General features: G+C 60.5%; 16 protein-coding genes. 6 read left to right on the top strand and 10 right to left on the bottom strand.

Annotated elements, in window-relative coordinates:
* Positions 1 to 202 precede the first annotated feature (202 nt).
* Positions 203 to 5,014 carry a DUF4329 domain-containing protein gene (locus ACOYXJ_RS06290; protein ID WP_460368506.1) on the top strand — a complete coding sequence of 1,604 codons (4,812 nt, stop codon included), beginning with the start codon at positions 203 to 205 and terminating at the stop codon, positions 5,012 to 5,014.
* Positions 5,015 to 5,082: 68 nt separating this feature from the next.
* On the opposite strand, the gene ACOYXJ_RS06285 is transcribed toward ACOYXJ_RS06290, so the two are convergent.
* From ACOYXJ_RS06285 to cbiE, 10 genes are all read right to left on the bottom strand, one after another.
* Positions 5,083 to 6,456 (bottom strand): PepSY-associated TM helix domain-containing protein, encoded by a 1,374-nt coding sequence (locus tag ACOYXJ_RS06285; protein ID WP_460368504.1) that lies wholly within the window; start codon positions 6,454 to 6,456, stop codon positions 5,083 to 5,085.
* Positions 6,457 to 6,605: 149 nt separating this feature from the next.
* Positions 6,606 to 8,726 (bottom strand): TonB-dependent copper receptor, encoded by a 2,121-nt coding sequence (locus ACOYXJ_RS06280; RefSeq protein WP_460368502.1) that lies wholly within the window; start codon positions 8,724 to 8,726, stop codon positions 6,606 to 6,608.
* An 84-nt stretch (positions 8,727 to 8,810) separates the two neighbouring features.
* Positions 8,811 to 9,257: a DUF2946 domain-containing protein gene (locus ACOYXJ_RS06275; protein WP_460368500.1), complete on the bottom strand. Its 447-nt coding sequence runs from the start codon at positions 9,255 to 9,257 to the stop codon at positions 8,811 to 8,813.
* Positions 9,258 to 9,278: 21 nt separating this feature from the next.
* Positions 9,279 to 9,758, bottom strand: coding sequence for a copper chaperone PCu(A)C (locus tag ACOYXJ_RS06270; protein ID WP_460368498.1), 480 nt, complete (start codon positions 9,756 to 9,758; stop codon positions 9,279 to 9,281).
* 48 nt (positions 9,759 to 9,806) lie between these two features.
* Entirely contained in the window at positions 9,807 to 10,205 is a 399-nt protein-coding gene (locus tag ACOYXJ_RS06265) for a DUF2946 domain-containing protein (RefSeq protein ID WP_460368496.1), read from the bottom strand.
* Between the two features lie 97 nt (positions 10,206 to 10,302).
* Positions 10,303 to 10,593, bottom strand: a complete 291-nt coding sequence (locus tag ACOYXJ_RS06260; RefSeq protein ID WP_007914567.1) for an addiction module antidote protein — start codon at positions 10,591 to 10,593, stop codon at positions 10,303 to 10,305.
* Positions 10,594 to 10,596: 3 nt separating this feature from the next.
* A complete protein-coding gene (locus tag ACOYXJ_RS06255; RefSeq protein WP_150795264.1) occupies positions 10,597 to 10,899 on the bottom strand; it encodes a type II toxin-antitoxin system RelE/ParE family toxin in 303 nt (100 codons plus the stop codon).
* A 158-nt stretch (positions 10,900 to 11,057) separates the two neighbouring features.
* Positions 11,058 to 11,786 (bottom strand): cobalt-precorrin-6A reductase, encoded by a 729-nt coding sequence (locus tag ACOYXJ_RS06250; RefSeq protein WP_460368493.1) that lies wholly within the window; start codon positions 11,784 to 11,786, stop codon positions 11,058 to 11,060.
* Positions 11,783 to 12,880, bottom strand: coding sequence for a cobalt-precorrin-5B (C(1))-methyltransferase (locus ACOYXJ_RS06245; RefSeq protein ID WP_460368491.1), 1,098 nt, complete (start codon positions 12,878 to 12,880; stop codon positions 11,783 to 11,785). The genes ACOYXJ_RS06250 and ACOYXJ_RS06245 overlap by 4 nt, the downstream gene beginning before the upstream one ends.
* On the bottom strand, positions 12,873 to 14,084 hold the full coding sequence (gene cbiE, locus ACOYXJ_RS06240) for a precorrin-6y C5,15-methyltransferase (decarboxylating) subunit CbiE (RefSeq protein WP_460368489.1): 1,212 nt from the start codon (positions 14,082 to 14,084) through the stop codon (positions 12,873 to 12,875). The genes ACOYXJ_RS06245 and cbiE overlap by 8 nt, the downstream gene beginning before the upstream one ends.
* A 132-nt stretch (positions 14,085 to 14,216) precedes the next feature.
* Here cbiE and cobG point away from each other — a divergent pair, with 132 nt between their 5' ends.
* The 5 genes from cobG to ACOYXJ_RS06215 all read left to right on the top strand — a co-directional run bounded on the left by cobG (position 14,217) and on the right by ACOYXJ_RS06215 (position 25,966).
* Entirely contained in the window at positions 14,217 to 15,512 is a 1,296-nt protein-coding gene (gene cobG / locus ACOYXJ_RS06235; RefSeq protein ID WP_460368486.1) for a precorrin-3B synthase, read from the top strand.
* Positions 15,505 to 16,131: a precorrin-8X methylmutase gene (locus tag ACOYXJ_RS06230; protein ID WP_102899398.1), complete on the top strand. Its 627-nt coding sequence runs from the start codon at positions 15,505 to 15,507 to the stop codon at positions 16,129 to 16,131. Before cobG ends, ACOYXJ_RS06230 begins: the two co-directional genes overlap by 8 nt.
* The gene (locus ACOYXJ_RS06225) at positions 16,128 to 16,862 is read left to right on the top strand and encodes a precorrin-2 C(20)-methyltransferase (RefSeq protein ID WP_371850966.1); all 735 of its coding nucleotides are present in this window, start codon (positions 16,128 to 16,130) and stop codon (positions 16,860 to 16,862) included. The genes ACOYXJ_RS06230 and ACOYXJ_RS06225 overlap by 4 nt, the downstream gene beginning before the upstream one ends.
* Complete coding sequence (cobJ, locus tag ACOYXJ_RS06220) at positions 16,862 to 18,562, top strand: precorrin-3B C(17)-methyltransferase (protein WP_460368484.1); 1,701 nt, start codon at positions 16,862 to 16,864, stop codon at positions 18,560 to 18,562. The genes ACOYXJ_RS06225 and cobJ overlap by 1 nt, the downstream gene beginning before the upstream one ends.
* Before the next feature lie 306 nt (positions 18,563 to 18,868).
* Positions 18,869 to 25,966, top strand: coding sequence for a TcdA/TcdB pore-forming domain-containing protein (locus ACOYXJ_RS06215; protein WP_460368482.1), 7,098 nt, complete (start codon positions 18,869 to 18,871; stop codon positions 25,964 to 25,966).
* The last annotated feature ends 259 nt before the right edge of the window (positions 25,967 to 26,225 follow it).

The raw sequence follows: 26,225 nt of genomic DNA, 5'->3' as shown, positions 1-26,225 counted from the left end.
GTGTTAGAGCGGTTGCACAGCAGTAGCGCGCACCAGTAAGGCACAGGGTGCGGGCGTTGGTGCGTCGAGGTGCGCCAGATTGGGGCGCGTCTGTGTTGGCAGATGAGGATACATAAACGATAAACATGTACCACGGGCCCGCAGGCCAGCAGGACCACACTCATTCGATCGTTATCCGATTCTTTTTCGCAGGATGCTTATGATGAATGACGTGTCAGGTCAGACCGGCCGCACTGGAATACCTTCCCGCAAATTCAGGATGCCTTCCCTGAGTCCCGCGTTCCTCACGGAGGAGGATGCAGCCTATTGGGTCCATAACCGGATACCTCTGAAGACGGACAGGGAATATGGCAGCGTGATCCTGCTTCGCCCGGATGGGCGATTCGTCGCAACCTCACCCATCCCGGGGAAAGTCACACGCTTCGATTTCGGTACCATCATCGAAGTCGATGCCGCAGGCCACTATGTGCACCCTCGTGGCTATAAATGCGTGGCGAACCTGCATTGCCATGCGCCTCTGTACGAGGAAGTTCGCAAAGCCAACCCGCGTCAGGAAGAAAGGCTGATAAGGCTGTTCATCAATTGTTTCTCCGATCTGGATTTCGTCGCGGCTGTGGCAGCGAAGGACTTTTTTCGCAGTGCGTATCTGTCCGGACCCGATGGAACCTTGCTCAAATATTCGCCGAGTGGCTCGAAAGAGGAGTTCAGTTACTACCTCTGGCGCAAGGCCGGTTCGCCGTCGGGTAATCCGGTGGGGACTTATGACGTCATGAGCATCATCAACAGACTTGCGTCCGTGGGTGAACTGAAAGTCATTGTTTCGCACGCAGACTGGGGGCATTCCGTTGGTCAAGTGCCGCCGGACTGGAAAGCCGGCCAGCCGTTTAACAAAGGCAGGGTGACCGGGTTACCGCTGATGACCCGCGTCTGTGCCAGTGCTGAACGTGCCGTTCTCGCTGCACTGAAGTCCAGAGGCGCGCAAACGTGGGGGCTGCTGCTGAAAAAGACTGCCGGCGAGGAGTATGTAGCGACGCATGCGCGGCCGGCCGGGCTGGCATCATGGGATCCTGCGAAGATCTTTGCGGCGGATGTTGATGGTCAACTGCAGTTGCCCAACGGCTATGAGCTGGAAGGCTTCTACTACGCATCACGCCCGGATCCTTCGCAGTTTCCTCCTGCTCAATCGTGGCTTTACGAGAATTTCTTCACGCCGCAGGAGATAGCTTTGGCCATTGCCTGTCAGGGCCGGAGCAGAAAGCTGTCTGCGGTCCGCCGGCCTTTGTCGCTGTACATGCTGGCGCAAGATGCCTCCATGTTGAAGTACAGCTTCAGCGGCAGTGAGATTGAAAGCGCACTGAGCATCGAGCATTCCGACGGGGCGATCAACGATGCCGGGGTGCAATCCAGACTGTTGAACGGGGCATTGCAGCCACGGGAATTTGTCTCGATGCTGATATTGGCTGGCCGGCTCGAGGTTGTGCGGGGCAGCGCGCTATGGGCGCATTTGGGGAGGCTGGACCTGGCGTGGGCGCCTTTCGCGGACTTCCCCTGGCCGCCATTGAGTCAGGCGTTTTTATCCGCCGATGACGCTGTTCGGTATGCCCACGAACAAGTCGGCATTCGCCGTGACCGACAGTGCGCAGGCTATGTGTTTCAGCGCAGCGACAAACGCTTTGTGGTCACCGAGCCGCTGGAAGGGGACATCGCTGCGCTTGACCAGGGGCAGCTTTATCCTCGGGATAATCGAGGGCGTGCGGTTTTTCCCGACAACCACGTGTTGCATGCCCGTTATGTCTCCCATGTAGCGCTCTCGCGGCTGGAACCGGTCAATATCGATTTCCGGCAGTGGACGTTTGAGGAGGCATTGCTCAGCCTGCAGATGTTGAGTGTCGAGGAGATCCGGCAGGTATTGCTTGATGAGACCGTTCTGTATTGCTCCGCTGCCAAGGACAGCCTGGTCAGATTCGCATCTTATGCAACCCTGGCTTCGAAGGATCTGGCAAGACGCCTGGGAACACGCTTGCACCCCGGTCCATTGGCGCTGGAGCTGGACAAGGGTAGCAAACGCCCGCAAGACTTCATCAGGGAGCAGGTGGCGGCCGGTGAGTTGTTCAACCTGCTCGATAACGAGTTGTGGGGCTATCGCGGACAAATAGTCCCGGGCTGGAGCATGCCGGCATCGGCGGAGGCGACAACAACTGAACCGATGACTCCTTTTCCGACGCTGCCCACGCCCTCGGGGGCCGAACCAAAGCTACCGCCGTTTCCCTCATCCACTTCGCCCCGGCCGATATCGCTTTGGCCTTTGCCATGGAAGCGGCCGGAGTTCGTCATGTACGGTGCGGTCTATTCCTCGGCGGACGCAGCGGCAGAGCATCTGTTTGCTCGCGACAGCCGCCTGCATGATGAGCGCCGAGCCTGGTTCGGATTCATCCTCAAGCACGAGGACCGGGAAGAATACATTGGCACTGAACTGTTTCCCGTCAGCGCTCGGGACAGCGATCCGTTTCGCCTGGACTCCGTGTTTGCGTCTCGACGGTCGGCACCCTGGCACCAGTACCCGGAAGGCTTCGGGATGTATGGGAGCTTTTATGTGCATCAGCGAATAAGAGCACCATCGAGCAGCCCCGAGGACTGGCTGGGGCAGTATTTCATATCACCAGACAATCTGACCGCCGCGATGTACTACGGTCACCGTCGGCCTGTCATCGCGTCGTCGCCCGCAGCGTTTTATCTCGCCGCCCGGGACGGTGCTCTGCTGAAGTACGCAAGAAGCACGGCCAGCAAGCTGTTCCACCATGACACGTCCCGGGCAACGCTTGACCAGATCAAACAAGGCCTCGCTTCCGGAGAGTGGCTGCCGACTGACTTCATCCATGAAGTCGCCGCCAGCGGTGAACTCTCGGTGGTGCGCACGAGTGTGTGTTGGGATCGCTCGGGACAGGTCACGCCAACGTGGCAGCCGTACGCGAATCTGGAACGTCGATGGCTCGGCCCCGCATTTCAACGCGCTGATGATGCGGCGGCATTTGCCAGATCGGTATTGCCCCGTCTCAGCGACAAGGTTTTCGGCGGCGTGATTGTGCGAAGGCCAGACAACCTCTATGTAGCCACGACGCCCATCGAGGTTTCGCGAGAGGATTTCGACATCACCGAGATCTTTCCGGATGAAGCGAAAACCGCCGGATTGTTTCCTGCCGGCTGCAGCATCACGGCGCGTTATCGATCCAGAGTGGCGAGGGAACTGTCGGTCATTCTTTCTCGTGTTGAAAAGCAGATTTACCTCAACATGCTGTCGGTTGACACCGTGTATTCGGCCTTCACCCGCAAGCCGGCGAGGACATGGGATGAATACCTGTTCGGACCTGACGGTTCGTTGATTCGCTATCAGCCGGGAATATGGGAGCGCGTGCGAGGCGACCTGGTGGCCGTTCTGACGGATTACAAAACGGTGCCTGCCTCCCTGGATGGTGATGCGATCAAGCAGCGCATACGTAGCGCAAAACTGAAACCGAGTGAATGGGTCGACGCGCTGGCGAAGGCGGGTTACTTGCAGGTTGTCATCGGCAGTGACATCTGGGGCTTGCCGCGCCAGGTGAGTCATTGGGTTAATTATTCTGCGGATCTGCAGCCCGTAATGGATTACACCAGGGCGACAAGCGCCCCGCTGTGCAGTCCGGTGTTCATTCAGGCAGACGCTGCCGCGCGGTATGTTCATGACGTGGTGGTGAGCAGGGATACCCAGACTTTCGGTTTCATACTGCGCGCTCGGGATGGCTTGTTCCTCGCCAGTCTGCCCGTTGAAGTGCAACGCTCTGAACTGGCCGTGGATCGGGTATTCGAACAGGCCCGACTGCTTTCAGGCTATGCACTGGACTCGATTTATCTGCGTGCAGCACTGCCTCCACTCGGCGCACGGCCCAATGATTTGCGCCATTTCCTCCTGACTCCCAACGATGTCCAGCAAGCCTGCCGACGGGCCAGTACGCCGCAGGGGTACAAACCGATCTACATTTCCTGTGCCGATGGCGCGTTGTTGAAACTGCAATTGCATGCCTTTGAGCCTGGTGTGTTCTACGACAAGTTCGGGCAGGTTGAATTGCGCCCCAATACGTTTGTTTCACGCGAGCAGGCAGCGATTGATGAACGAGACATAGCCAAAGGTCTGTTCAGATTTACAGACTACGTGCAGCGGATGGCCAGGGCCGGCCGGGTCGACGTCATTGAAACCAGTGATTACTGGTCGCGGCATGGTCAAGTGGATGAGCTTTGGCAACCGCGTATGACCGATGCTTCCAGCGAGCAACGCTGGCGCGACAATCAGGTGCCGGCGTTGGGGCCAGTCTTTCATCACTCTGACGATGCCGCCCGGTATGCGCAGCAGCGCACGGACGATGCTGTTCCCGGCGAAACCGGTTACGAGGGCGCGATCCTGGCGCGACTGACGAGCAGTCGATTTGTCCCGCTCGAGCCAATAGCCTGGTCTGCCTATGAAGAAGACCCTCTGTTACGCCTGTTCCGCTCGTCGAAGGATCCTTCGGTGAACTGGCGAAACCCGGTGGCGCGATATCCCAACGGCTATATTTTCGTGGCCAGCCACCAGTTCCACTTGTCGGGCAATACCACGCTTGCACCGGACACCGACGATGTCGGAGCCAATTTCGCTGCGCCTGCGCGGGTTCATGAGCACACACATGTGCTTAAAGACAAAGGGTTCGATATTCAGGATTATTACTACTCGACGCCGAACCACGTGTTGATCAAGTACACGCCGGTTTATTCGCCGGCCGAAAGGGATTTGCTGCTGACTCGCCCGGTGGATTTCGAAGCCGGGCGTTGGGTCAGCCGGCTAAGCCCGGGCGAGTTTGTTTCGCAACTCATGGAACTGGGTGAATTCAGGGTGCTGCTTGCAGGGCATTACTGGCGTCAGACCGGACGAATGGGCGCCGGCTGGAGAGTGCGTCGCCAGCAGCCTGTAACGGAGGGTGGTGCGCGAGTCAGGGACGAGTTGTAACGCTCGATCCAGCGGCTACATGGCCGGGAGTGTGCCGCCGTCGGCGGCCACTGCACATTGAGTCTGATTTACGTCGAGGCAGATTCGGGTTGCCGGTCAAAGCGCGACAGCAGCAATCGATCCAGCAACCAGACGCCCACCAGCGAAGCCCCCACCAACGGGAACACCACCGCCAGCGCCAACATGATCACCACGCCGGTTTTCCATTTCGGCAGGGCATGGCGCAGCGGCGGTACGCCGAATTTGCCTTGTGGCCGACGCTTCCACCAGATCACCACACCGCTGACAGCGCTGAGCAGGATCATCAGGCAGATCAGCAGCACGACGATCTGGTTGAAAGTGCCGAACATCTTGCCTTCGTGGAGCATCACGCCGATTTCCGTGGCGCGTGCCACCGTGCCGTACTGCTCGAAACGCACATCGGCGAGGACCTTGCCGGTGTATTGATCGACATGCAGGGTGGCATCGTTGCGCGGGTCATCGGCGAACACGGCGATGGTGAACACGCCGGTGGCAGTGGTCGGCAGGGTGATGCTGTAGCCCGGTTCGACTTTGCGCTCGGTGGCAATGTTCTGCACGTCTTGCAGGCGGATCGTGGGCGCTGCAGGGCCGGCGTTGGCGGCACCGTGAGCCATGTGTTCGGCGTGGTCGCCGGACATTGGCATCGGCGTGTTTTCCATCGCCCAGGGCACGGTCTGGCGCGTGGCGCTGTTAAGGGTTCGCGCCTCGACGTCGGAGGTCGGCACGTTGTCCCACATCGCCGCCGGGAACACGTTCCACACCTGGGCATATTGCTTGCCCCAGAAACCGGTCCAGGTCATGCCGCTGAGCAACATTACCAGCAACAGCGTGGCGCCCCAGAACCCGGTGACGGCGTGCAGGTCACGCCACAGCACGCGGCCGCGACTGTTCAGCCGTGGCCACAAAATCCCTGCCGCCTGGCCGCGCGGCCACCACAGGAACAGGCCGGACACCACCAGCACCACGCCCCAGCCGGCGGCCATTTCGATGAGACGGTCACCGACGGTGCCGATCATCAATTCGCCGTGAATCGCCCGGGCGATGGCTTGCAGATTCTGCTTGGCATCCTGCTCGCCGAGGATATCGCCGTGGTACGGATCGACGAATACGTTGAGTTCCTGCCCCGCATTCTTCACCACAAACTGTGCGCTGCGTTCGGCGTTGACCGGCGGCAGATACTGGCTGACCTGGCCCTGTGGATAAGCACTTTTCACCCGTTGCAGCAGGTCATCGGCCGGGACGGTGTGATGGCCGGCCGGGACATTGAGCAGGCTGCTGTACATCAGCGAATCGAGCTGCGGTTTGAACAGGTAAATGATGCCGGTCAGGGCCAGCATCACCATGAACGGTGCGACGAACAGGCCGGCGTAAAAATGCCAACGCCAGGCCAGGTTGTAGAAATTCGGTTTGGGCTGTTTCATCACGTGTGCTCCGCTTGGCTTGGATCTTCCAGTTGTTCTGCAACCCTGTGGGAGCGAGCCTGCTCGCGAAGGGGACGGCACATCCAACGTTGATGTCGTCTGGCACGACGCCTTCGCGAGCAGGCTCGCTCCCACATGGGTGGTGGGTGTTAGAAACTCATGTCGACCTTGGTCCAGAGCGTGCGCCCCGGTTCATTGATCGCTTGCGGGTCGTTGGCCGGGTAGCCGAAACCGGCGTTGCCCGCCAGGTTCAGGTGTTCGGCGTAAGCCTTGCCGAACAGGTTGTCGACGCCGCTGCTGACCTTCCAGTTCTTGTTGATCCGGTAGGCACCGTTGAGTGAGAACACGCCGAAGCCCGAACTCTTGTCGTAATCCTTGCCGACTACGTTGCCCTTGTTTTGATCGATACGGTTTTGTGCGGCAACCACCCTCCACAGTGCGCCGGCGCTCCAGTTGTCTTCGGTATAGGTCAGGCCGAAGCGTGCATCCAGCGGCGGCATCTGCGGCAGGGCTTTGCCATCGCTGCTGTTCTTGCCCCAGGCGTAGGCCAGGGTTGCATCGGCTTTCCAGTGGTCGGTGAGTCTGTACGCGGCACCGAGTTCACCGCCCATGATCCGCGCGTCGATGTTCTCGGCGCGCGAGGTGCTCATGCCCATCATCCCCGGCGTGTAGTCGAAGAGGATGTAGTCGCGGACCACGCCGATATATCCGGAAGCCCAGGCTTCAAGTTCAGCGCTCTTGTAGTTCACGCCAAAGTCGAACTGCGTGGTCTTTTCCGGTTTGATCGAGTCGAACGCATTGACCGAGCCAGCCGGGCCGGACTTGGGTGAAAACAGCTCCCAGTAATCCGGGAAGCGCTGCGCGTGGCCGAGGCCTGCATACAGTGTTGTCGGGCTGTCGGCGAGGTCATGCTCGTAACGAAGGAAACCGCTGGGCAGGGTGTCGGCGCGGGTGGCGTCGGCGGTCGGGTTGGGGCGGCTCATCATTCCCGAGCCAGTGGTCTGTCGATAATCCTTGGCCGAAGCGCGGTCGACGCGGGCGCCAGTGATCAGGCGATCACGGTCGGCGGCGTACCAGGTCATTTCGCTGAACACGCCGTAGTTATGGAAATCGGCATCCTTGCTGTACGGCTGATCCTTGTAGGTATCAATGCCCATACCACTGCGTTGGCGGTGCTCGTTGGTCTGCGCGTCGAGGCCGGTGATCAACTGAATATCAGCCCAACGCCAGGTGGCCTTGATCCGTGCGCCAAGGGTGCGGCGGTCGACATTGGACGCCATCGGCCCCGCCATCATGCCGGTGCCGGACGGCGTGCGCAGGGTGTAGTTGTCCATCACGTGGTCGGCATAGTTGTAATAGACCTGCGCTTCGAGTTTCTCCAGCACGTCGGTGATGTTGGATTTCTCGAAACGCAGGCCGAGGCTTTCCCGCAGGAACTGCGAACCGTCCATGCCGCGTCCGGCGTAGCGTGCTTCACCGTCGCCTTTGCCGGCGGAGAGTTCGATCAGGGTGTCGGCATCCGGGGTCCAGCCGACGGCGACGTCACCGTTCCACTTGTCATAGCGCGAGGCGACGATGTCGTTGTTGCCGTCGCGGTAATCGTCGGAATGCGCGGTGTTGCCGATCACGCGCACGTAGCCCAATGGGCCACCGGCAGCGGCGTCGACGACCTTGTCAAAACGTCCGTGGGAGCCGGCGAGAATGCTCGCGTTCACGCGGGTGCCGAGTTCGCCGAAGCTTTCCGGCTCGCGATCAAACAGCACCGTACCTGCTGATGCGCCCGGGCCCCAAAGCACGGTTTGCGGGCCTTTGATTACAGTCAGTTTGTCGTAGGTTTCCGGCGAGATGTACGAAGTCGGCGCGTCCATCCGGCCCGGGCAGGCGCCGAGCATCATGCTGCCGTTGGTGAGGATGTTCAGGCGTGAACCGAACATGCCGCGTAGCACCGGATCGCCGTTGGTGCCGCCATTGCGTACCAGCGCGAAGCCCGGAATGGTCTTCAGGTAATCGCCGCCGTCACTGGCCGGCACCGGTTGGCGCGGGTCTTTTGGATTGGTGACGATGGTCAGCGGCGAGCTCGGCGCAATTGCGGTGATCACCGTCGGGCTCAGTTCTTCCTGGTGGTCGGCGTGATCATCGGCCAGTACCAGCGGTGACAGCAGGACGCCGCAAAGGACGGCGCTAGCGTGCCTGAAACGAATCCGCGATTCGTTCAAAGCGAAGGACGCCGGGGCAGTGCCCGAGCGTGAAACAGCAGCAAACCTGGACATGACAATTTCCATCAAACAGTCGTAAACGACACGGCCGGCAGCCTGAAGCTGTCTTCTCAACCGTGTGCAATCAAAGGTGCGTGTTTACGTTGCAACGGGCGGGGCGCGGCTGCGCGCGCCGGGGAAAAAGGTCTGCCGGGCGTGGCCCAGGCGTGGGGCGGGTGGGGTGAAGGTGTTCAGCGGCGGGATATTGAAGGCGACGAAATCGCCACCGCCGGTCAGTGCCGGGCAATTGAACAGCAGGCTGCAATAGCCGCATTTTTCCCACAGCACGTGGTGCGAGGATTGCGGCGGGCAGTGTTCGGCGGAAGGCTTGGCGTCGTGGCCCGAGTGATCCATGCCGGGCATGTCCATCGACATGTCCATGCTCATCGGCATGGAAGTCGAGGCGTGTTGATCCATCGGCATCGACTGAGAAATCAGTGGGCCGATGAAGATCATCAACATGGCGAACAGGGCGATCCAGCTGCCGCGAGTCAGAGTTTGAGTCTGACGGCGTTGCCGCAAAGGCCTGGCGCTCAGCGGGCGCATGGGCGGAGTCTGTCGGAAGGCTTACTGGGCGTGCGCGTGGGCCTGCGTGGTTTCCGGTGGTTTCTTCTGCACCGAGACTTCGACGGTGATGTCACCGGCCTTCTCGAAATGCATGGTCAGCGGGAAGCGTTTGCCATCGCTGAGCAGGCTGCGATCGCTCGGGTTGAGCAGCATCACGTGGTAGGCCATCGGCGCAAACGTCACGTTGCCGCCGGCCGGAATGGCCACGTTCGGCACTTGCTGCATCTTCATCAGATCGCCCTGCATCACGTGCTCGTGCAGTTGCGCTTCGGGGGCAATCGGCGAGTCGACGCTGAGCAGACGGTCGTCCGTCTTGCCGGCGTTGTGAATGATGAAATAGGCCGCGACCGTTGGCGCATTCGGCGGCAGTTCCTGCGACCACGGATGAGCGATTTCCAGCTCGCCGGCCTTGTATTCGTGGGCATGAGCAAAGCACGCCGGCAGCAGCAGCGCAGCGATTACGATGAGTTTGTTCAACATGGCAGTTCTCCAGAACGATTTGAAACGCAGGTCAATTGCGCGAACAAATCAAACCAGAGGGGAGGCGCGGGGATTGAGACTTGGCCATTGCTGGCGCGGCGTGGGTGTTTGCAGAGAGGCGGGCGCGACGCTGCGATTGCTTTCGTAGCGGGCGAAATACAGCTGCGGCGAATGCCCCGGCAGCGCCACCAATGGCGCCGAGCCTGAGCAGCACCAGCAATGCTGCATGTTCGAATGCGTGTCGTCGGCCGGGGCTTTTTGATCGATGGGGCCGATGTTGATCGCCACCATCTTGGTCCCGCTGCCGGTGCAGAAACTGCTCCAGAGCAACTGTTCGGCCGGTGAGTTGGCCGCCTGCGCCATCGCCCCGGTCATCGGCATGGCGAGCATGTTGAACAGCACTGCAAAGCAGGCGATCCAGGCAATTGCTAGCCGGTGTCGGTTCATGGGACAGATCCATTGGGTGGGCGATCAGGCGCGGCTATTTAGCCTGATCAGGGCCGATAAGTAAAAAAGCGTCGTGCGGTTTGGTGTCGCAGCGCTTTCACAGTGTTACGGCATGCAATCGCAAACCCAGAGCCTTCATGACTTTCATGATAGTTGCGAATTCGGGATTGCCAGTGCTACTCAGCGCTTTATAAAGACTTTCGCGGCCCAAACCTGCATCCCGCGCCACTTGTGTCATGCCTTGAGCTCGGGCGATGTCATTGAGTGCTGCACGAATCAGAACGCCATCGCCTTCATCGTCGTCAAAACAGGCATCCAGATATGCCGCCATATCCTCGGGAGTCTTGAGGTACTCGGCGGCGTCAAAACGGGCGAATTCTTCGGTCATGATTTACTCCTCATTTCCGATGTTATGAGCCATTTGCACGGCGCGTTTGATATCTCTCTTTTGTGTCGATTTGTCGCCCCCGATCAGTAGCAGATAAATCACGTCGCCTCTGCGTGTGAAGTACATCCTGTAACCAGGGCCGTAATGAACACGCATTTCATAAACAGTGTCACCGACGAACCCGCAATCGCCGAAGTTGCCATGTTCGGCTGTTTTAATCCTGGAGATGATTCGTGCTTTCCCTTTGATGTCTTTCAAAGAGTCGAGCCATTCTGAAAATATGCGGGATCGTTCAAAAGCGATCATGTTGGGATCGTATTCCTTGGGATACAAGCTGGCAAGCCGCTTTTCTTGACTGTCTGCTTGTCGGGATTAAAGGAACCGAAGTATTGGGGGAGGGTGTGGTGAAAAACAGTCGGCTGCGTCCTCAAAAATTGCAGGTAAATTCGCGGATAAATTCGAAGTCAGGAAAAGTCTGACGTCGTCAGGGCTTCAAGGACTTCAGACGCTGATCGAAATTCCCGATCAACCTCTGGCAACCCCGGCCGCTTCAACACAATCACCGGCACTCCACGTTCGCGCGCCACTTCCAGCTTCGGCTCGGTCGCGGTGCTGCCGCTGTTCTTGCTGATCAACACATCGATCTGCCGCCGTTCGAATAGTGCGCGCTCATCCTCCAGCAGAAACGGCCCCCGCGCACCGATCACTTCGCAGCGTTCGTTGCCGGGGTAGACGTCGAGGGCGCGCAAGGTCCAGAACTGGTCCTGAGGGATTTCATCGAGGTGCTGCAGCGGTTCGCGGCCGAGGGTGAACAGCGGTCGGCGAAACGGCTTGAGCGCAGTGATCAGCTCAGCCCAGTCGCTGACTTCGCGCCAGTCATCACCGGGCTGCGGCTGCCAGGCCGGACGGCGCAGGGCCCAGCAGGGGATGCCGGTCAGTCGCGCAGCGGTCGCGGCGTTCTGGCTGATTTGCGCGGCATACGGATGCGTGGCATCCAGCAGCAGGTCGATGCCTTCGTCGCGAATGAATTGCGCCAGACCTTCAGCGCCCCCGTAGCCACCGACGCGCACCTGACAAGTCAGATCCGTCGGCACCCGGCCAACACCGGCGAGGCTATAGATATGTTCTGGCCCGAGCGTGCGGGCAATCGCCAACGCTTCGGTCACGCCGCCGAGCAGCAATATCCGCTTCATGCAAAACCTCCGGCATGCCCGACAATCCCGCCCTGGCGATCAATCGCAAACACCTCGACCTGCACCTGCGCGGGCACCACGCTACGGGCGAAATTCAACGCATGGCGGCAGACTTCATCACCGAGGGCGACCCCCGCCGCACTGGCCATGGCCAGCGCCTGCTGGCTGGTGTTGGCCTCGCGAATGCTTTGCTGCAACGCCTCATCGGCACCTATCGCCGCCGCCCACTCCGCCAGTTGTGGCAGGTCGATACTCGAATGCCGCGAGTGCAGGTCCATGTGCCCGGCCGCCAGTTTGCTGATCTTGCCGAAGCCGCCGCACAGGCTGAGTTTATCCACAGGCACTTTGCGCACATGCTTGAGCACCGCGCCGACGAAGTCGCCCATTTCGATCAGAGCGATTTCCGGCAGGTTGTAGACCCGACGCATGGTGTCTTCGCTGGCGTTGCCGGTGCAGGCGGCGATGTGCAAATAACCGTTGGTTTTCGCCACGTCGATGCCTTGATGGATCGAGGCAATGTAGGCCGCGCAAGAGAACGGCCGAACGATGCCGCTGGTGCCGAGGATCGATAATCCACCGAGAATGCCCAGCCGTGGGTTCATGGTTTTCAGCGCCAGTGCTTCACCACCCTCGACGTTGACCGTGACGTCGAAGCCGCCGGCATAACCCGTCTCGGCGGCGAGCAGCGTCAAGTGATCGCTGATCATTTTGCGCGGCACCGGGTTGATAGCCGGTTCACCGACACCCAGCACCAGCCCCGGCCGGGTCACGGTGCCTACGCCGACGCCAGCATTGAAGCGAATCCCCGGTTCGGCCATTAGCCGTACCCGCGAATAGAGCAGAGCGCCGTGGGTCACGTCGGGATCGTCACCGGCATCCTTGATCGTCCCGGCCTCGGCACCGTCGTCGGTCAAACGACAGAACTCCAGACGCATCTGCACCTGTTTGCCTTTGGGCAAAACGATCTGCACCGCATCGGCCGAAACCCCGCCGAGCAACAGGCGTGCAGCGGCGAGGCTGGTGGCGGTGGCGCAACTGCCGGTAGTCAGGCCGCTGCGCAGGGGCGCGGGTTGTTCGGCGGTTTCGTCACGCATCGAGGGGTTTGACCAGATCGAGCAGGGTGATCGGCAACGCCTGACGCCAGGTGTCAAATTCGCCGAGCGGCTGCGCCTGGGCGACATGAATGCGCGTCAGCTCGCCACCGTAACGTTCACGCCAGCTCATCAGGGTCACTTCGCTTTGCAGGGTCACCGCGTTGGCGACCAGTCGGCCACCGGGTTTGAGCTGTTCCCAGCAGGTTTCGAAGACGCCTTCACGGGTCACGCCGCCGCCAATGAAAATCGCATCCGGGCGCTCGAGTCCGGCCAATGCCTGCGGTGCCTTGCCGCGAATCAGATGCAGGCCGGGCACGCCCAGTGCATCGCGGTTGTGCTCGATCAATTGCTGACGGCCATTATCGGCCTCGATGGCCAGTGCGCGGCAGCTCGGGTGCGCGCGCATCCACTCGATACCGATCGAACCGCTGCCGGCGCCGACATCCCAGAGCAGTTCGCCGGGGGTCGGGGCGAGGCGGGCGAGGGTGATCGCGCGTACGTCGCGCTTGGTCAATTGGCCGTCGTGCTGGAATGCTGAGTCTGGCAATCCAGCGAGGCGCGACAGACGCGGGGCGTCGCTATCGGCCTGGCACTCGATGGCGATGACATTGAGGTCGGCTATCGGCGCGTCGTCCCAAGCGTTGGCGGTGCTGTCGATGCGCCGCTCGGCGTCACCGCCGAGATGCTCGAGAACGCTCAGGCGACTCGAACCAAATCCGCGCTCACGGAGCAATTGCGCAACAGCCGCCGGACTCTGACCGTCATTGCTCAGCAACAACAGCCGCACACCGCTGAACAGTTGTGCAGTGAGTGCCGCCAGTGGCCGGGCCACCAGCGACAGCGTCACCACTTCCTGCAACGGCCAGCCGAGGCGGGCCGCAGCCAGCGAGCACGACGAAGGTGCGGGCAGAATCAACATTTCGTCGCTTGGCACCTGGCGGGCGAGGCTCGCACCGACGCCGTAGAACATCGGGTCACCACTGGCCAGCACGCAGACCGCTTCGCCGCGCAGCTCAAGCGCCGGTGCAAGGGAAAACGGGCTGGGCCACAATTGCCGCTCACCGCGAATACACACCGGCAGCAGATCCAGTTGGCGCTGGCCACCGACGATCCGCGAGGCGCCCAGCAGGGCACGCCGGGCGTTTTTGCCCAGACCCTTGAAGCCGTCTTCACCGATTCCCACTACCGTCAGCCAGGGTGACATCTATATTCCTCTAAACACGCCGTTCCGACGGGCAGTCTTTTCATGCCAGCGGACAAAGCAGGCATAATACCGCGCCTTCGCCCGCGAAGCGCCTTTCCCACGCAGCCGGTCCGCCCCTTGAACGAACGCCCGATGTCCACCGCCTTACGCCCCTCGGCCTGTCCGGGGTTGCTGCGTATCGTCCAGGCACTGGACGGCGGTATCTGCCGGATCAAGCTCAATGGCGGGTCGATCAGTGCCGATCAGGCTGACGCGGTGGCCGAGGCTGCCGAACAGTTCGGCGGGGCGATCGAAGCGACCAACCGCGCCAATCTGCAGATTCGCGGGATCGGTGAGCAATCCGCAGCGCTGATCGAGCATTTGCTTGCTGCCGGGCTCGGCCCACGCACCGCCGCCGGTGACGACGTGCGCAACCTGATGCTCAGCCCGGCAGCCGGCTTCGACCGGCAGATGCGCGTCGACACCCGCGCACTGGCCGAGCAGATCCTCGACACCTTGCAAAGCCATCCACGCTTTCATGAGTTGAGCGCCAAGTTCGCCGTGCAACTCGATGGCGGTGAAGCATTGGCGATGCTCGAACATCCGCATGACCTGTGGTTGTCGGCGTTTGAGCGCGACGGTGAACGATTGTGGGCATTCGGCCTGGCCGGGTGCCCGACGGATCGTGCAGTCGGCGCCGTGGCGGCAGAAAACGGCCATGCGCTGGTGGTCGCGGTGCTGGAATTGTTCCTGCAACTGGCCCGCCCCGAGCAAACGCGGATGCGCCATTTGCTCGATGAGTTGCCGATGCTGGCCTTTCTCGACGCCCTGCGCACGCGCGTGCCGATCAAGTCGGTCAGCCAGTGGCAGCGCACTGCCGTTGCGCGGGATCTGCACATCGGCGTTCATCCGCAACATACCTCGGGGCGGGTGTACGTCGGCGCCGTGCCGCCGCTCGGGCGTCTTGATCCGGCGATGTTGCGCGCCGCTGCACAACTGGCTCGGCAGTACGGTGACGGCAGCCTGCGGTTCACGCCATGGCAAAGTCTGCTGCTGCCGAATGTCGAAGCGGCCGATGCACCTGTGGTGCTTGAGGCACTTGAGCAGTCGAACCTGCTGACCGATTCCGGCGAGCCGTTGGCACAACTGATCGCCTGCACCGGTGCCAATGGCTGCGGCAAAGGCCTGGCCGACACCAAACAGGATGCGCGCCATCTGGCGCCGCTGCTGCCCTCGGGTGTCAGCGTGCACCTGTCCGGTTGCCCGCGTTCGTGCGCTGCCGCTCACCGTGCGCCAGTCACTTTGCTGGCGGTCAGCCGCGGTCATTACGACCTCTATTTTCGCGATGCCACGCTGCCGGGTTTCGGCACGCTGCACGCACGCAACCTTACTATTGAAACGGCCGCGACCCTGCTCGCCGCCCGCTCTCGGAGCCCCCTTGATGCTTGATTACATCCGCGACGGTCAGGAGATCTATCGCAACTCCTTCGCGATCATTCGCAGCGAGGCCAATCTCGCGCGAATCCCGGCCGATCTGGAAAAACTCGCGGTGCGGGTCATCCACGCCTGCGGCATGGTCGAGGCCATCGACGGTCTGCAGTTTTCCGAAGGCGCGGGCAAGGCCGGGCGCGATGCGCTGGCCGCCGGTGCGCCGATCCTCTGTGACGCGCGGATGGTCTCCGAAGGCGTGACCCGCGCACGCCTGCCGGCCAACAACCAGGTGATCTGCACCCTGCGCGACGACAGCGTGCCGGAATTGGCCCGTGAGTTGGGCAACACCCGTTCCGCTGCTGCGCTGGAACTGTGGCGTCCGCACCTTGAGGGCAGTGTGGTGGTGATCGGCAATGCGCCGACCGCACTGTTTTATCTGCTGGAAATGCTCGACGCCGGTGCACCGAAACCGGCCTTGATTCTTGGCTTCCCGGTCGGTTTCGTCGGCGCCGCTGAGTCGAAAGCCGCACTGGCCGCCGACAGCCGGGGCGTGCCGTTTGTGATCATGCAAGGGCGCCTCGGAGGCAGCGCCATGGCCGCTGCGGCCGTCAATGCCCTCGCCACGGAGATCGAATGATGCAGGCCAAAGGACGTTTGATTGGCCTGGGCGTCGGCCCCGGTGATCCGGAACTGATTACCGTCAAGGCCCTGCGCCTGCTGCGCGAATCGCCGGTGGTGGCGTACTTCGTCGCCAAAGGCAAAAAGGGCAATGCGTTCGGCATCATCGAAGCGCATCTGCAAGACGCGCAGAATCTGCTGCCGCTGGTCTATCCGGTGACCACCGAAGCGCTGCCGGCGCCATTGTCTTACGAACAAGTGATCAGCGATTTCTACGATGAGGCTGCCGAAACCGTCGCGGCACATCTGGATGCCGGGCGCGACGTCGCGGTGATCTGCGAAGGCGATCCATTCTTCTACGGCTCCTACATGTACCTGCACGATCGCCTCGCCAGCCGTTACGAAGCGCAAGTGGTGCCGGGCGTTTGTTCGATGCTGGGCGGCGCTTCGGTGCTGGGCGCGCCGCTGGTGTATCGCAATCAGAGCCTGTCGGTGCTCTCCGGCGTATTGCCCCATGAAGAGCTGAAGCGACGTCTGGCCGATGCCGACGCGGCGGTGATCATGAAGCTGGGGCGCAACTTCCCCAAAGTGCGTCAGGTGCTGGAAGAACTCGGTCTGGCCGAACGTGCGCTGTACGTCGAGCGCGCAACCATGGCCAATCAGAAGATTGTGCCAATGGATCAGGTCGAGCCGATGTCCTCGCCGTACTTCTCGCTGATCATTGTGCCGGGCGAACGGTGGCAAGGCTGATGACTCAATCCATCCCAGCCATCGTCATTCTCGGTCAGGGCAGCCTGGCCACCGCGCGGCGTATTCAGCAGGTCTATCCAGCGGCGCAGATTCACGGCCTCGCCGGGCGCGTCGAAGGTGCCGATCGCACCTATCAGGAATTCGGCGCGAACCTGCGCGCGTTGTATCAGCAGGACACGCCGATCATTGCCCTGTGCGCGGCCGGCATTGTCATCCGCACACTCGCGCCGCTGCTGCTGGAGAAAGGCGCCGAACCACCGGTACTGGCCGTCGCCGAAGACGGCAGCGCGGTGGTGCCGCTGCTTGGTGGTCTGGGCGGGGTAAATGTCATGGCGCGGGACATCGCTGCCGGGCTGCAAGTCGCAGCGGCCATCACCACCAGCGGCGAGTTGCGTTTTGGCACGTGCCTGCTCAACCCACCGAGTGGTTACGCGCTGGGCGATCTGGAACGGGGCAAGCGATTTGTCTCCGATCTGTTGGCCGGGCACAGCGTGCGCATCGAAGGCGCGGCGCCCTGGCTGGATCAGGCGCAATTGCCGGAAGATCCGCAGGCGCAGCGCTCGATTCATGTCGGCAGTGCCGAGCGTGTGGCGTGTGCCAATGAGTTGTTGATTTATCCGCGCAGTGTCGCGGTGGCAGTCAGCGCCGAAGTGGCGGATTTGCCGAACGTCGTCCGCGCGGCGTTGCAGCAAGCGAATCTTGCAGTGCAGGCGCTGGCCTGTCTGTTGGCGGCCGAGACCGAAATGGCCTCGACGAATCTGCATGAAGCGGCAATGGAATTGGGTGTGCCGTTGCGCTTTGTCTCGGTATTGAACGATATCGAGGCGACGGTATTGGCGGCTGTGCCACAGGCGAAGGTCGTCATTGCCAACGACATGGCAATCGCTATTGCCGAACAGCCTTTGGACGTCGCGCAAATCGGCCGAGCACGTGGGCGTGTGGCGGTGATCGGTCTCGGTCCCGGCGCTGCCGAACTGATGGTGCCGGCGGTAAAAGCCGAACTGGCCCGCGCCACCGATGTGCTCGGCTACGAAACCTACGTGCGCATGGCCGGGCCTTTCCGTGATGATCAAATCCAGCACTGCACCGACAACCGCGAAGAAATGCAGCGTGCTCGTCACGCCTTCAGGCTGGCGGCCGAGGGGCGTTCGGTAATTGTTGTATCGTCCGGCGACCCGGGCGTATTTGCCATGGCGGCGGCGGTGCTGGAGGCGTTGCACGAGTCCGATGATCCGGCGTGGCACAGCGTTGACCTGGAAATCCTGCCGGGTGTCTCGGCCTCGCTGGCCACCGCCGCGCAGGCCGGTGCGCCGCTGGGCCATGACTTCTGCGTGATGTCGCTATCGGACAATCTCAAACCGTGGTCGATCATCGAGAAACGTCTGGACCTGGCTGCCGAAGCGGATCTGGCGCTGGCGTTTTATAACCCGATCTCCCGCGCCCGTCCGTGGCAACTGGGCCGGGCACTGGAAATCGTCGGACAGCACCGCACGCCGCAAACCCCGGTGGTTCTGGGCCGTGACATCGGTCGCCCGGGCCAGACCTTACGCACTACGACGTTGGGCGCGTTGACTGTGGACCAGGTGGACATGCGCACGATGGTATTGATCGGTTCTTCGACCACGTGCACGTTTCCACGGGCAACCGGTGGGGATTGGGTTTACACGCCGCGTTGGTATGGTAAAAAGCCGATTGTCTGAGTTTGCCGTTATTGATCGCCGGGGGAAGTTGTAAATAACTTCTCTCGTCGTGACATCAGGTCAACACTTGCGAAGTTGAAAGCCGGCAGTAAGACATGGCCACGCCCTTTCCGGGGGACGTGGCCTTTTCGTTGTTTACCACAAAAGAAATAACAGGCGCAGTTGTTGCTGAATCATACCGTTGTCCAATTTGAATGTTGGTCGATGTTTCATTCGACATTATTTGAGCTTGTTCAAGTTTGAGTGCGCCGTGTTTATTCAATAGTTTTGCCCGACTTAGAACTGTTGAATCAAGGAAGAATACGGATGAGTGCTACAGGAAACACTGCAAGTGAACTTTCATTCACTTCGGCTGCAGAGTATTCGACACTTCAAGGGGCATTGAGCGAGTTTGCCGACTCAGGCGAGTATGCGGCGCTGGCCGAGTCTCATGAACTTGCCAGCAAGACCTTCACAGCGGTCGAAAAACTGCTGCCGGCGAAACTGTTTCAGGAGCGACTCGAGGCCTTGATGGATCGCAAGTCGACGCCGGTGCCTATGGCCATCCATCGGATTCGAACCCGGTTGAATCGCTATGTGGCGAGATTGTCAGCCACGGTGGAGATGCTGAACGGCGTCGCCCGGCCCGTGCCGAACATCATGCACTTCGTCTGGGTCGGTGGCAGTGAGGTGGGCAACAATCAGCGCGATTACATGAACATCTGGCGCAAGGTGCTGGAGCCGCAGGGGTATCGGTTCAATCTCTGGTACGACAGTGATGCACTGCTCGCCTTCGAGATGAATCGGGTGATTCTCGACAGTGCAAGAGCGGATGCGATGGCATCGGAAGGCGATAAGGTCACCAGACCCCTGCAGTTGTCGAAGATGATTGAAGACCGCGCGCGGGTATTGAAACATCAGATGTTCGACTACCTGAACCAGCCGCAATGGGCTGGTCGGGCGGACGAGGCGCGTATCGATCTGATGGTTCGTGCTTACGGCAAGGATCGCGCGACGCTTGAGGCTTTCCGTCGGCAGTGCCTGGAGACGCATCAGGCGATGGTCGGCACGGACTTGCAGTTGCGTGACGTCCGCCACGAATTTGCCGGGCATTTCCTACAGGATGTCTATCAGCGTGAAGTGGCCATGCGCGGCAATTTTGCCGCGGCGAGTGATGTCGTGCGGTTGCAGGCCGAGTACCTGGAGGGGGGGCGTTACAGCGACATGGATTACTTGCCGCCACTGGCCGATACGTTGGGCGGCGTGGATATCAGTGGTTTTGATGACAATCAGCGACTCGGGGTACTGAAACTTTTACTGGATCACAACCAAGCGCTGATGCCCGGCCGGGATCCGCACCGCTATACAGAGATAACCGGCGAAATTGGAGCTCGGCATAAAGAGGCATTAACCACTTTTGCGCGCGGTAAACCCGGTATTCATGAGGTTTTCGTCGCACCGCAGGAGCGCGCTGTGCCGCAGGATGCCCTTCGCTTGGGAACTGCCCATGGCAGTGCGACTACCGGGGAAATGAACGCGCATTTCATCGCCCACCCGGGCAGTGCCATGACCCTGTCTTACATGCAGATGATTCGAAGCAATTATGACTGCCTGCTAGAAGTGGAGAGCCGCTTGCTCGCTGCCGGCATCGATATCGCGGATGAGGGACGGGCGTTGCCCATCATTCAAAATGTGGTCAATGAAACGGCGGCCGAGGGCAAGTTTCCCGATTCAAAAACTCACTATTCGTCAGCGAAGCTGATCGATGCCATTCGCGCGTATTATCAGGATGGTATTCGGGTCCTTGCACGCGGCACCATTGCCCTTACCGGGCCGGGTGCGGCGGCGGCAGGACTTGGCAAATATATCGAACAGCGTCTGCAATCCGATCATATCGATGAGGTTCGCAATCGACTGAAATTGGTCGAGGGCTATAACGTTTCCACGGAAGAGGAGCGGATCTCCGGCTGGACCGTGAATGGCGATGAAAACAAATGGCTTGAGCAAGAGCAGGACAAATGGCGCAACGGCAAACTCAAGTCACGTTACGCCGGTCATTTGGCGGATCTGCTGAGGCCGCAGACCCTGACCTTTAAACAAGGCTGGCCGGTGATCGAAGGCAAACCGGTGCTGTTGACCTCGGTGCTGCAACAGCTGATGGATGACCTGGGCGAACCGTTCATTCGCGCAATGAAAGACAAGTTGAGCGGCGATGTCACTTTCAACAAAGCTTTTGCCATCGGTTTCGATGCCCGCCAGCAAATTCTCGCCCAGCCTGCCCTTGAACTGCCGCCGTCTTACGGTGCGGAGTCCACCAGTAACCTGAACGAACTGTTGGTCCGGGTTGCCCGCGGCTCGCTCGCCGTCGAACAACTCAGCCCGTTGCTGCGCGTGATGCTGGGCGGAATGTTCGGCGCGGCGAGCCTGGATATCGAGGGCTTTGCCGGGGCGTGGAAGGACCTTTCCAGCCTCGCTGCGCAAACCGCCGAAGATGGGCTGTTTGCCCGCTTCAACGCTCTCGAAAGTGCCTTGCGCCAGCACGCGTCGCCGGCCTTCAAGGCAGGCCTGGCAAGCGCTGAACCTTCCACCACGTACACCGCCCGCGAACTCAAGGTGCGTGCCTTGGGCGAGCCATTGACGTTGCGTCAGTGGGGTGAACGTATCGCCCGGATCAACAGCACGGCGCGCCGTGAATATCACGCGCAGATTCTGCGCAGCGGTGAGGCGGTTCGTACCGAACTGTTCAAGGCTGGCGCCATGTCCGCCAGGAAAGTGCCGCAGGACCTGCTCATGACTACGCCGGGCGATCCTGGTCGTCGATGCTATCCGCTGGCACTGATGATGGCGGCAGCGCTGACCGGTGGTGAGGCGGCTGAGCGTGCCCTGATCGGCCGGGTAGCGAACGTCAGCCATGCCCCGGAGGACGCTGACTCGCGGGCTTTGTTATTGGCGCTGGACGAATTGCAGGCTGTGCCGCTGACAGCCGTGGGCAAGCCACACGGCCATCATGGCCTGGACTCCATCGCACAAATGCTTGAGGCGAAAGCCGCTTCGACGGTCATGCTGCTCGACACCGGCAATCACGCCCTACTGGTGGGGAAAACAGTGGCGGGCAGCCAGACGGTTTACCGGTTTTATGAGCCGAATTTTGCGATTTACGGGTTTGCCCGGGTAGAGCAACTTAAAGAGGGCATGCAGCGCTACCTGAGCAGAGATAACGCTGCAATGGCCCGGCTATACGGTCTCGCGGAGGGCGACCGTGCGCGGTTCAATGTTGTCGAGCTCGATACCACGGCGATCATGGGCCGGACACTTTTGTCGAATACGCCGCTGGGCAGCTTTTTGCAAAACGCTCCGATTGTCGATCCAGGGAGCGCTTCGGTCTGGCAAAAACAAGCCGTTGGACGCCAGCGATCGCTGGGTGAAAACGCCCGGATGGGCGCCAGTCTGGCGCAACTGGATGCGCGTTATTGGGCGCAGGCATTCGAGCAGGCCAGCGGTCAGTTACGTACCGAAAACAAGTTGGGCGGTGAGTTTCTGCCGCTGCTGGAAACGCTGCAGAAGCACCCCGACGCAGGCTACAGCGTGACGCTGGTAGACGCGCGCAATCCGCAAAACGCTCGAGTCGTTACCACCACCGACGCGCGCTTCAGCAAAGTCCAACAGCACATCCAGCGTCTGGTGCAGTCCCTGGCCGGCAAAAATACTGCAGCGGGCGAGGCCGACGGCGGTAGTCGGTTGAGTTTCGCCTTTGCGATTCAGACGCTGATTACCGAGATGCGCCATCGCGAATACCAGGCCGGGGAGGAGCAGGTGCCGGCGTTGTCGATCGCCCTGCAGGTGCAGGTCTATGTCAGTTATGCCCAGTTAGGTTATGGCGTATTGAACGATGCGGCACAGATCGTCAGTCTGGTTCGTCAAGTGGCTGCCAGTGAGCAGGCATTGGCGCTGCGCCAGTCATCGCTGTCCGGTCGGCTGCTGGGCCGGGCCTCCGTAGCTGCCGGGATTGTCTTCTCCGCCGTCAATATAGGGTTTGACCTCTATGGTCTGGCAGTGGCGACCAATCAGGAACAGCGTTCACGGTTGGCCACGCAACTGGTATTCAATGTCGCGGCCCTGGCGCTGGATATCACCGCATTGGCGGTTGGCGGAGCGGTGGGCGGTGCCGCTGCGATTCTGTCGGTGCCGCTGCTCGGCGTCGGCATTGGTGTGACGGCGATCGCCAGCAACCTGGGACAGATCAGCGACAAGGCCAAAGGCGTGGGCGCGTACTTGCGCAAGATCCAGGACGCCTACGGCCCTGGCGTTTACACGCGCAAGGACGGGACGCTGAGTTTTGAACCCGAAGCCGTCATCACCGAGCTGGACTTGCAAGGCAACCGGATCCGTTTCGACAGTCAGAAGTTTTACCCCATGGATCGCGGCGGACTTGAGCTGCCGCAGTTCAACAATCACCCGTCGCGACTGCATCAGGCGATCGATATCCGCGAGACGCTCGGACTGCCGCAAGTGGTCAGTCTCATCCGGCCGGCGCCCGGTGACGTACAGACGGTGGTGCTCCCGTGTACACCGCAGTGCTACTTCGGTTATGAGTATCAGGTCGGAACGTCCGGCTATGCCTATGAGCCACAGCCTGGCGAGTTGGCGCGCGAGCCCCGGCAAGCAAGCGAAAAGGCCTCAGCGAGCTTCCTCAGCACGCTTCTGCCATTTGGCGTCCTGGCTGATGAGCTCCACCAGCCACTCATGCAAACCTGGTATCCGAGCCTGCGCAACAGTACCGTCAACAAGCTGGAGTACGACAGGCATGGCAACCAGCGTTTCTATTTCTTCGCCAACACACCGTTCCCGCACATCCTCTACAAGCTCTACCCGTTCAACAAGCCCACACGGATTGTGGTGACGCTGGACGAACAGGTGCGCCAGTTGCTGGTGCCGAGATTGCCGGCAGAATGGAAACAGTGCATTTCCTACGAGATCTTCAGCCGTTCACCAGGTGCTCGCCAGCTCTGGTTGACTCCCGGTCTGGTTGCCGTTTTCCTGCGCAATTACGCGGCGACCCAGTGGGTACTTCATGCGCCATGGGTCAGCGAAAACAAGGTGCGATTTGAAGAGTCGTTTCTCAGTGTCGATGGAATACGGATCGAGGGTCAGGTGGACTTCATCCAACTGAGCAATGGCGAGATGTTCAGTCTCGACTGGAAAAACCAGCGTCTGCTGCTGGTGTCTGTCACCCAGGAGCAACAGGATTCGCAGGCTGCGCTGCTGGCACGCGTTCGGACACGCGTGGCGGAGCGACGCGTTGCAGCGGCTTTTGTGCCGTTACACAAATTCCGGGTGCCTATGGACGCTGCGCTGCGGCCCGTCCTGGTCACCGCCTACTACGACGTTGCGCGTGCCCGGCTGTTGTATGCGCGCAACCTGCCAGAGGATGTCAATGACGGCGTTGTATTGGCTGCAGCCAACGCCAGGCAGGCATGGTTTTATCACCCCGGGCACGCGACGGTCTGGCGGGTCGATGCGATCACCGGCACGGTCAAGCATCGCTACCGACTGATGAACCCTGGCGGTGGTGCAAGGATCATTGGCTGCGAACAGACTGCCAACGGCCTGCGTCTGCGGCAGAAAATGCTTGAAGTCAACGGAGGGGTAGAGATCGCATTCGAATACCTGCTGACTGAATATTCTGCAGTGCTTACCGGCATCCATACATCAGCCGCCTGGAGCGATTACACGCCTAGGCGTCCGGCCGATTACTGGCATGCATTGGTGGCTCGCTTCAATACGCCGCGGACCTATGCCGATGGCACGTCTGGCATGGCGTCGAGCCTGAGCACCTGGGGGCCCGCCGGGTTCGTGCAGATTCGCAGCCATGAGAAAGAAACGCTGCGAGATCTGGGCTGGATCCGTCTGGCTGACCGGCTGTATTTCCAGTTGGCCCATAGCACCGGGCTCAAGCTGGACACGATCCTGCTGACCTGGGATGACGGCTTGGACGATCTGCCGCTGTTCTACAGCAAGCAGGCCCGATTGCTGCGTCGTGGAGCCGGGCCGGCGGGTGGGCAAGTCGTCGCCGAGGATGTCATCGATGTCAGTTCATTCGCTGAGCGCTACATCGCAACCCGGGCAGACGGACGCCTGTTTGAGGTCGACAAGCAAGGCGCGCTGCAATTCGTTGGCATCGGAGCCCACTGGTTGCGCAGCCATGCCGACTGGCTCAGCGCATTACCGGCGCTGGCCGATGCTTATCGGGATGCGCCGTTTTCGATCATCGGGTTGAGTAACGTTTCCGGCCTGCACTCAGTGGCGGCGTGGTGTATCGGCGCGAAGGTATTGCTCGCTGAGGTCGGTGAAGGTACGGAGCTGGCCTTGCTTGGACTGACGCCCGACAAGCAGGCCGCCTGGCTGCTGGACGTTTCGGCTGGGCAGCTTTATCGCCAGGCGCTGGTGCAGATCCAGACGTTGCGCGCAGCGTTTGCCAACGGCCCGCGGTTACTGGATCGCACGTTGCTGCCAGTGGCGGAAAAAGTCTGGGGGCAATGGGCATTCGCCGAGGTGCTGACGCAGGGGCAAGGGTTGCTCGGGCGTACCCGCCAAGGCGTTAACCTGGAACTGCTCGATCAACAGCCGGCACGCATCGTCGGCGTCGAAAGACAATGGTCATTCATCCCCGGGCAGACCGCCGAGCAGTTGCAGGCCCGCTTGAAGGCGTTATTGAGCGGACAAGCCCATGCACCGGTTGTGCACGTCGAAGACTCCCTGGGTCGCTATACGTACTTTGTGCCGGAACTGGATCGCCTCTTTGATATTTCGGGCCGGGCCGATGGTCAGTGGCCGGTGTTTCTTGGCGCGCGCGACACATCGGTGGCCATGCTGTTCGACCCGATTGACAGCCTCATCTACAGTCGCGGGGCGGCGCAGGGCGTCTGGGTACAAGACAGTTACGCCCGACGCGAAGGCGAGCTCCTGGCGCTCGAGGTGAGTGGTGAGGTCACCGATATCATGGCATTGCTGCCTGACGGGGTCGAAAAACTGATTCTCACCTATGGTGCCAAGGCATTGAGCTATCGGGTGTCGGAACAAGCCTGGCAACGGCTGGACTGCATCGTAGTCGATCGCCAGCGTCCGCAAGGTGCAGTCGATACGCCTATCTGTACTTTGGTACTGGACGTGGACGCTGCCGAGCGCCTGTTGGTGTCTTTGGTCGACGGGCAGTTGGTAATCTCAGACCCGGATACGGCCCACAGCCTGATCGTGCGTAATGTCGCGCCGGAAGGTGACGAGTCAGGCAGGCTGCTGCAGATAAGCATCAGGCTCGGCGCGGTGGACTACCGGCGAGGTGTCGACCAGTGGCTTGATGCGCTGGCATACGTACAGTCCGATGTAGAGGTTGCAACACTGGAGAAGTTAGTAAAACAGCTGGCCTGAAATATACAGCCAAACTAAAACGTAAAAAGGTCGTGGACGGGAGTTCACGACCTTTTTACGTTTAATTGTTTTTGTTTGTTTTAGGTTGTCCAGGTTTTAAAGGTGTTGATGCTCGGCGGAAATATACGGAAAGCGATTGTTCTGATGATTGATCAGATATTTAAGTTGCACATGATTTCTGAAAATAATTGAGTTTGTTCTTTTTTGAGATTTGCCGATTTAATGATTAGCGTGGTGCTCGTTACTATTCTTTTGAAAG

The organism is Pseudomonas sp. Tul2A7 (assembly GCF_054790505.1).
Note: the sequence above shows the minus strand (reverse complement) of the source record. Positions and strands in the feature narration are given on the sequence as shown.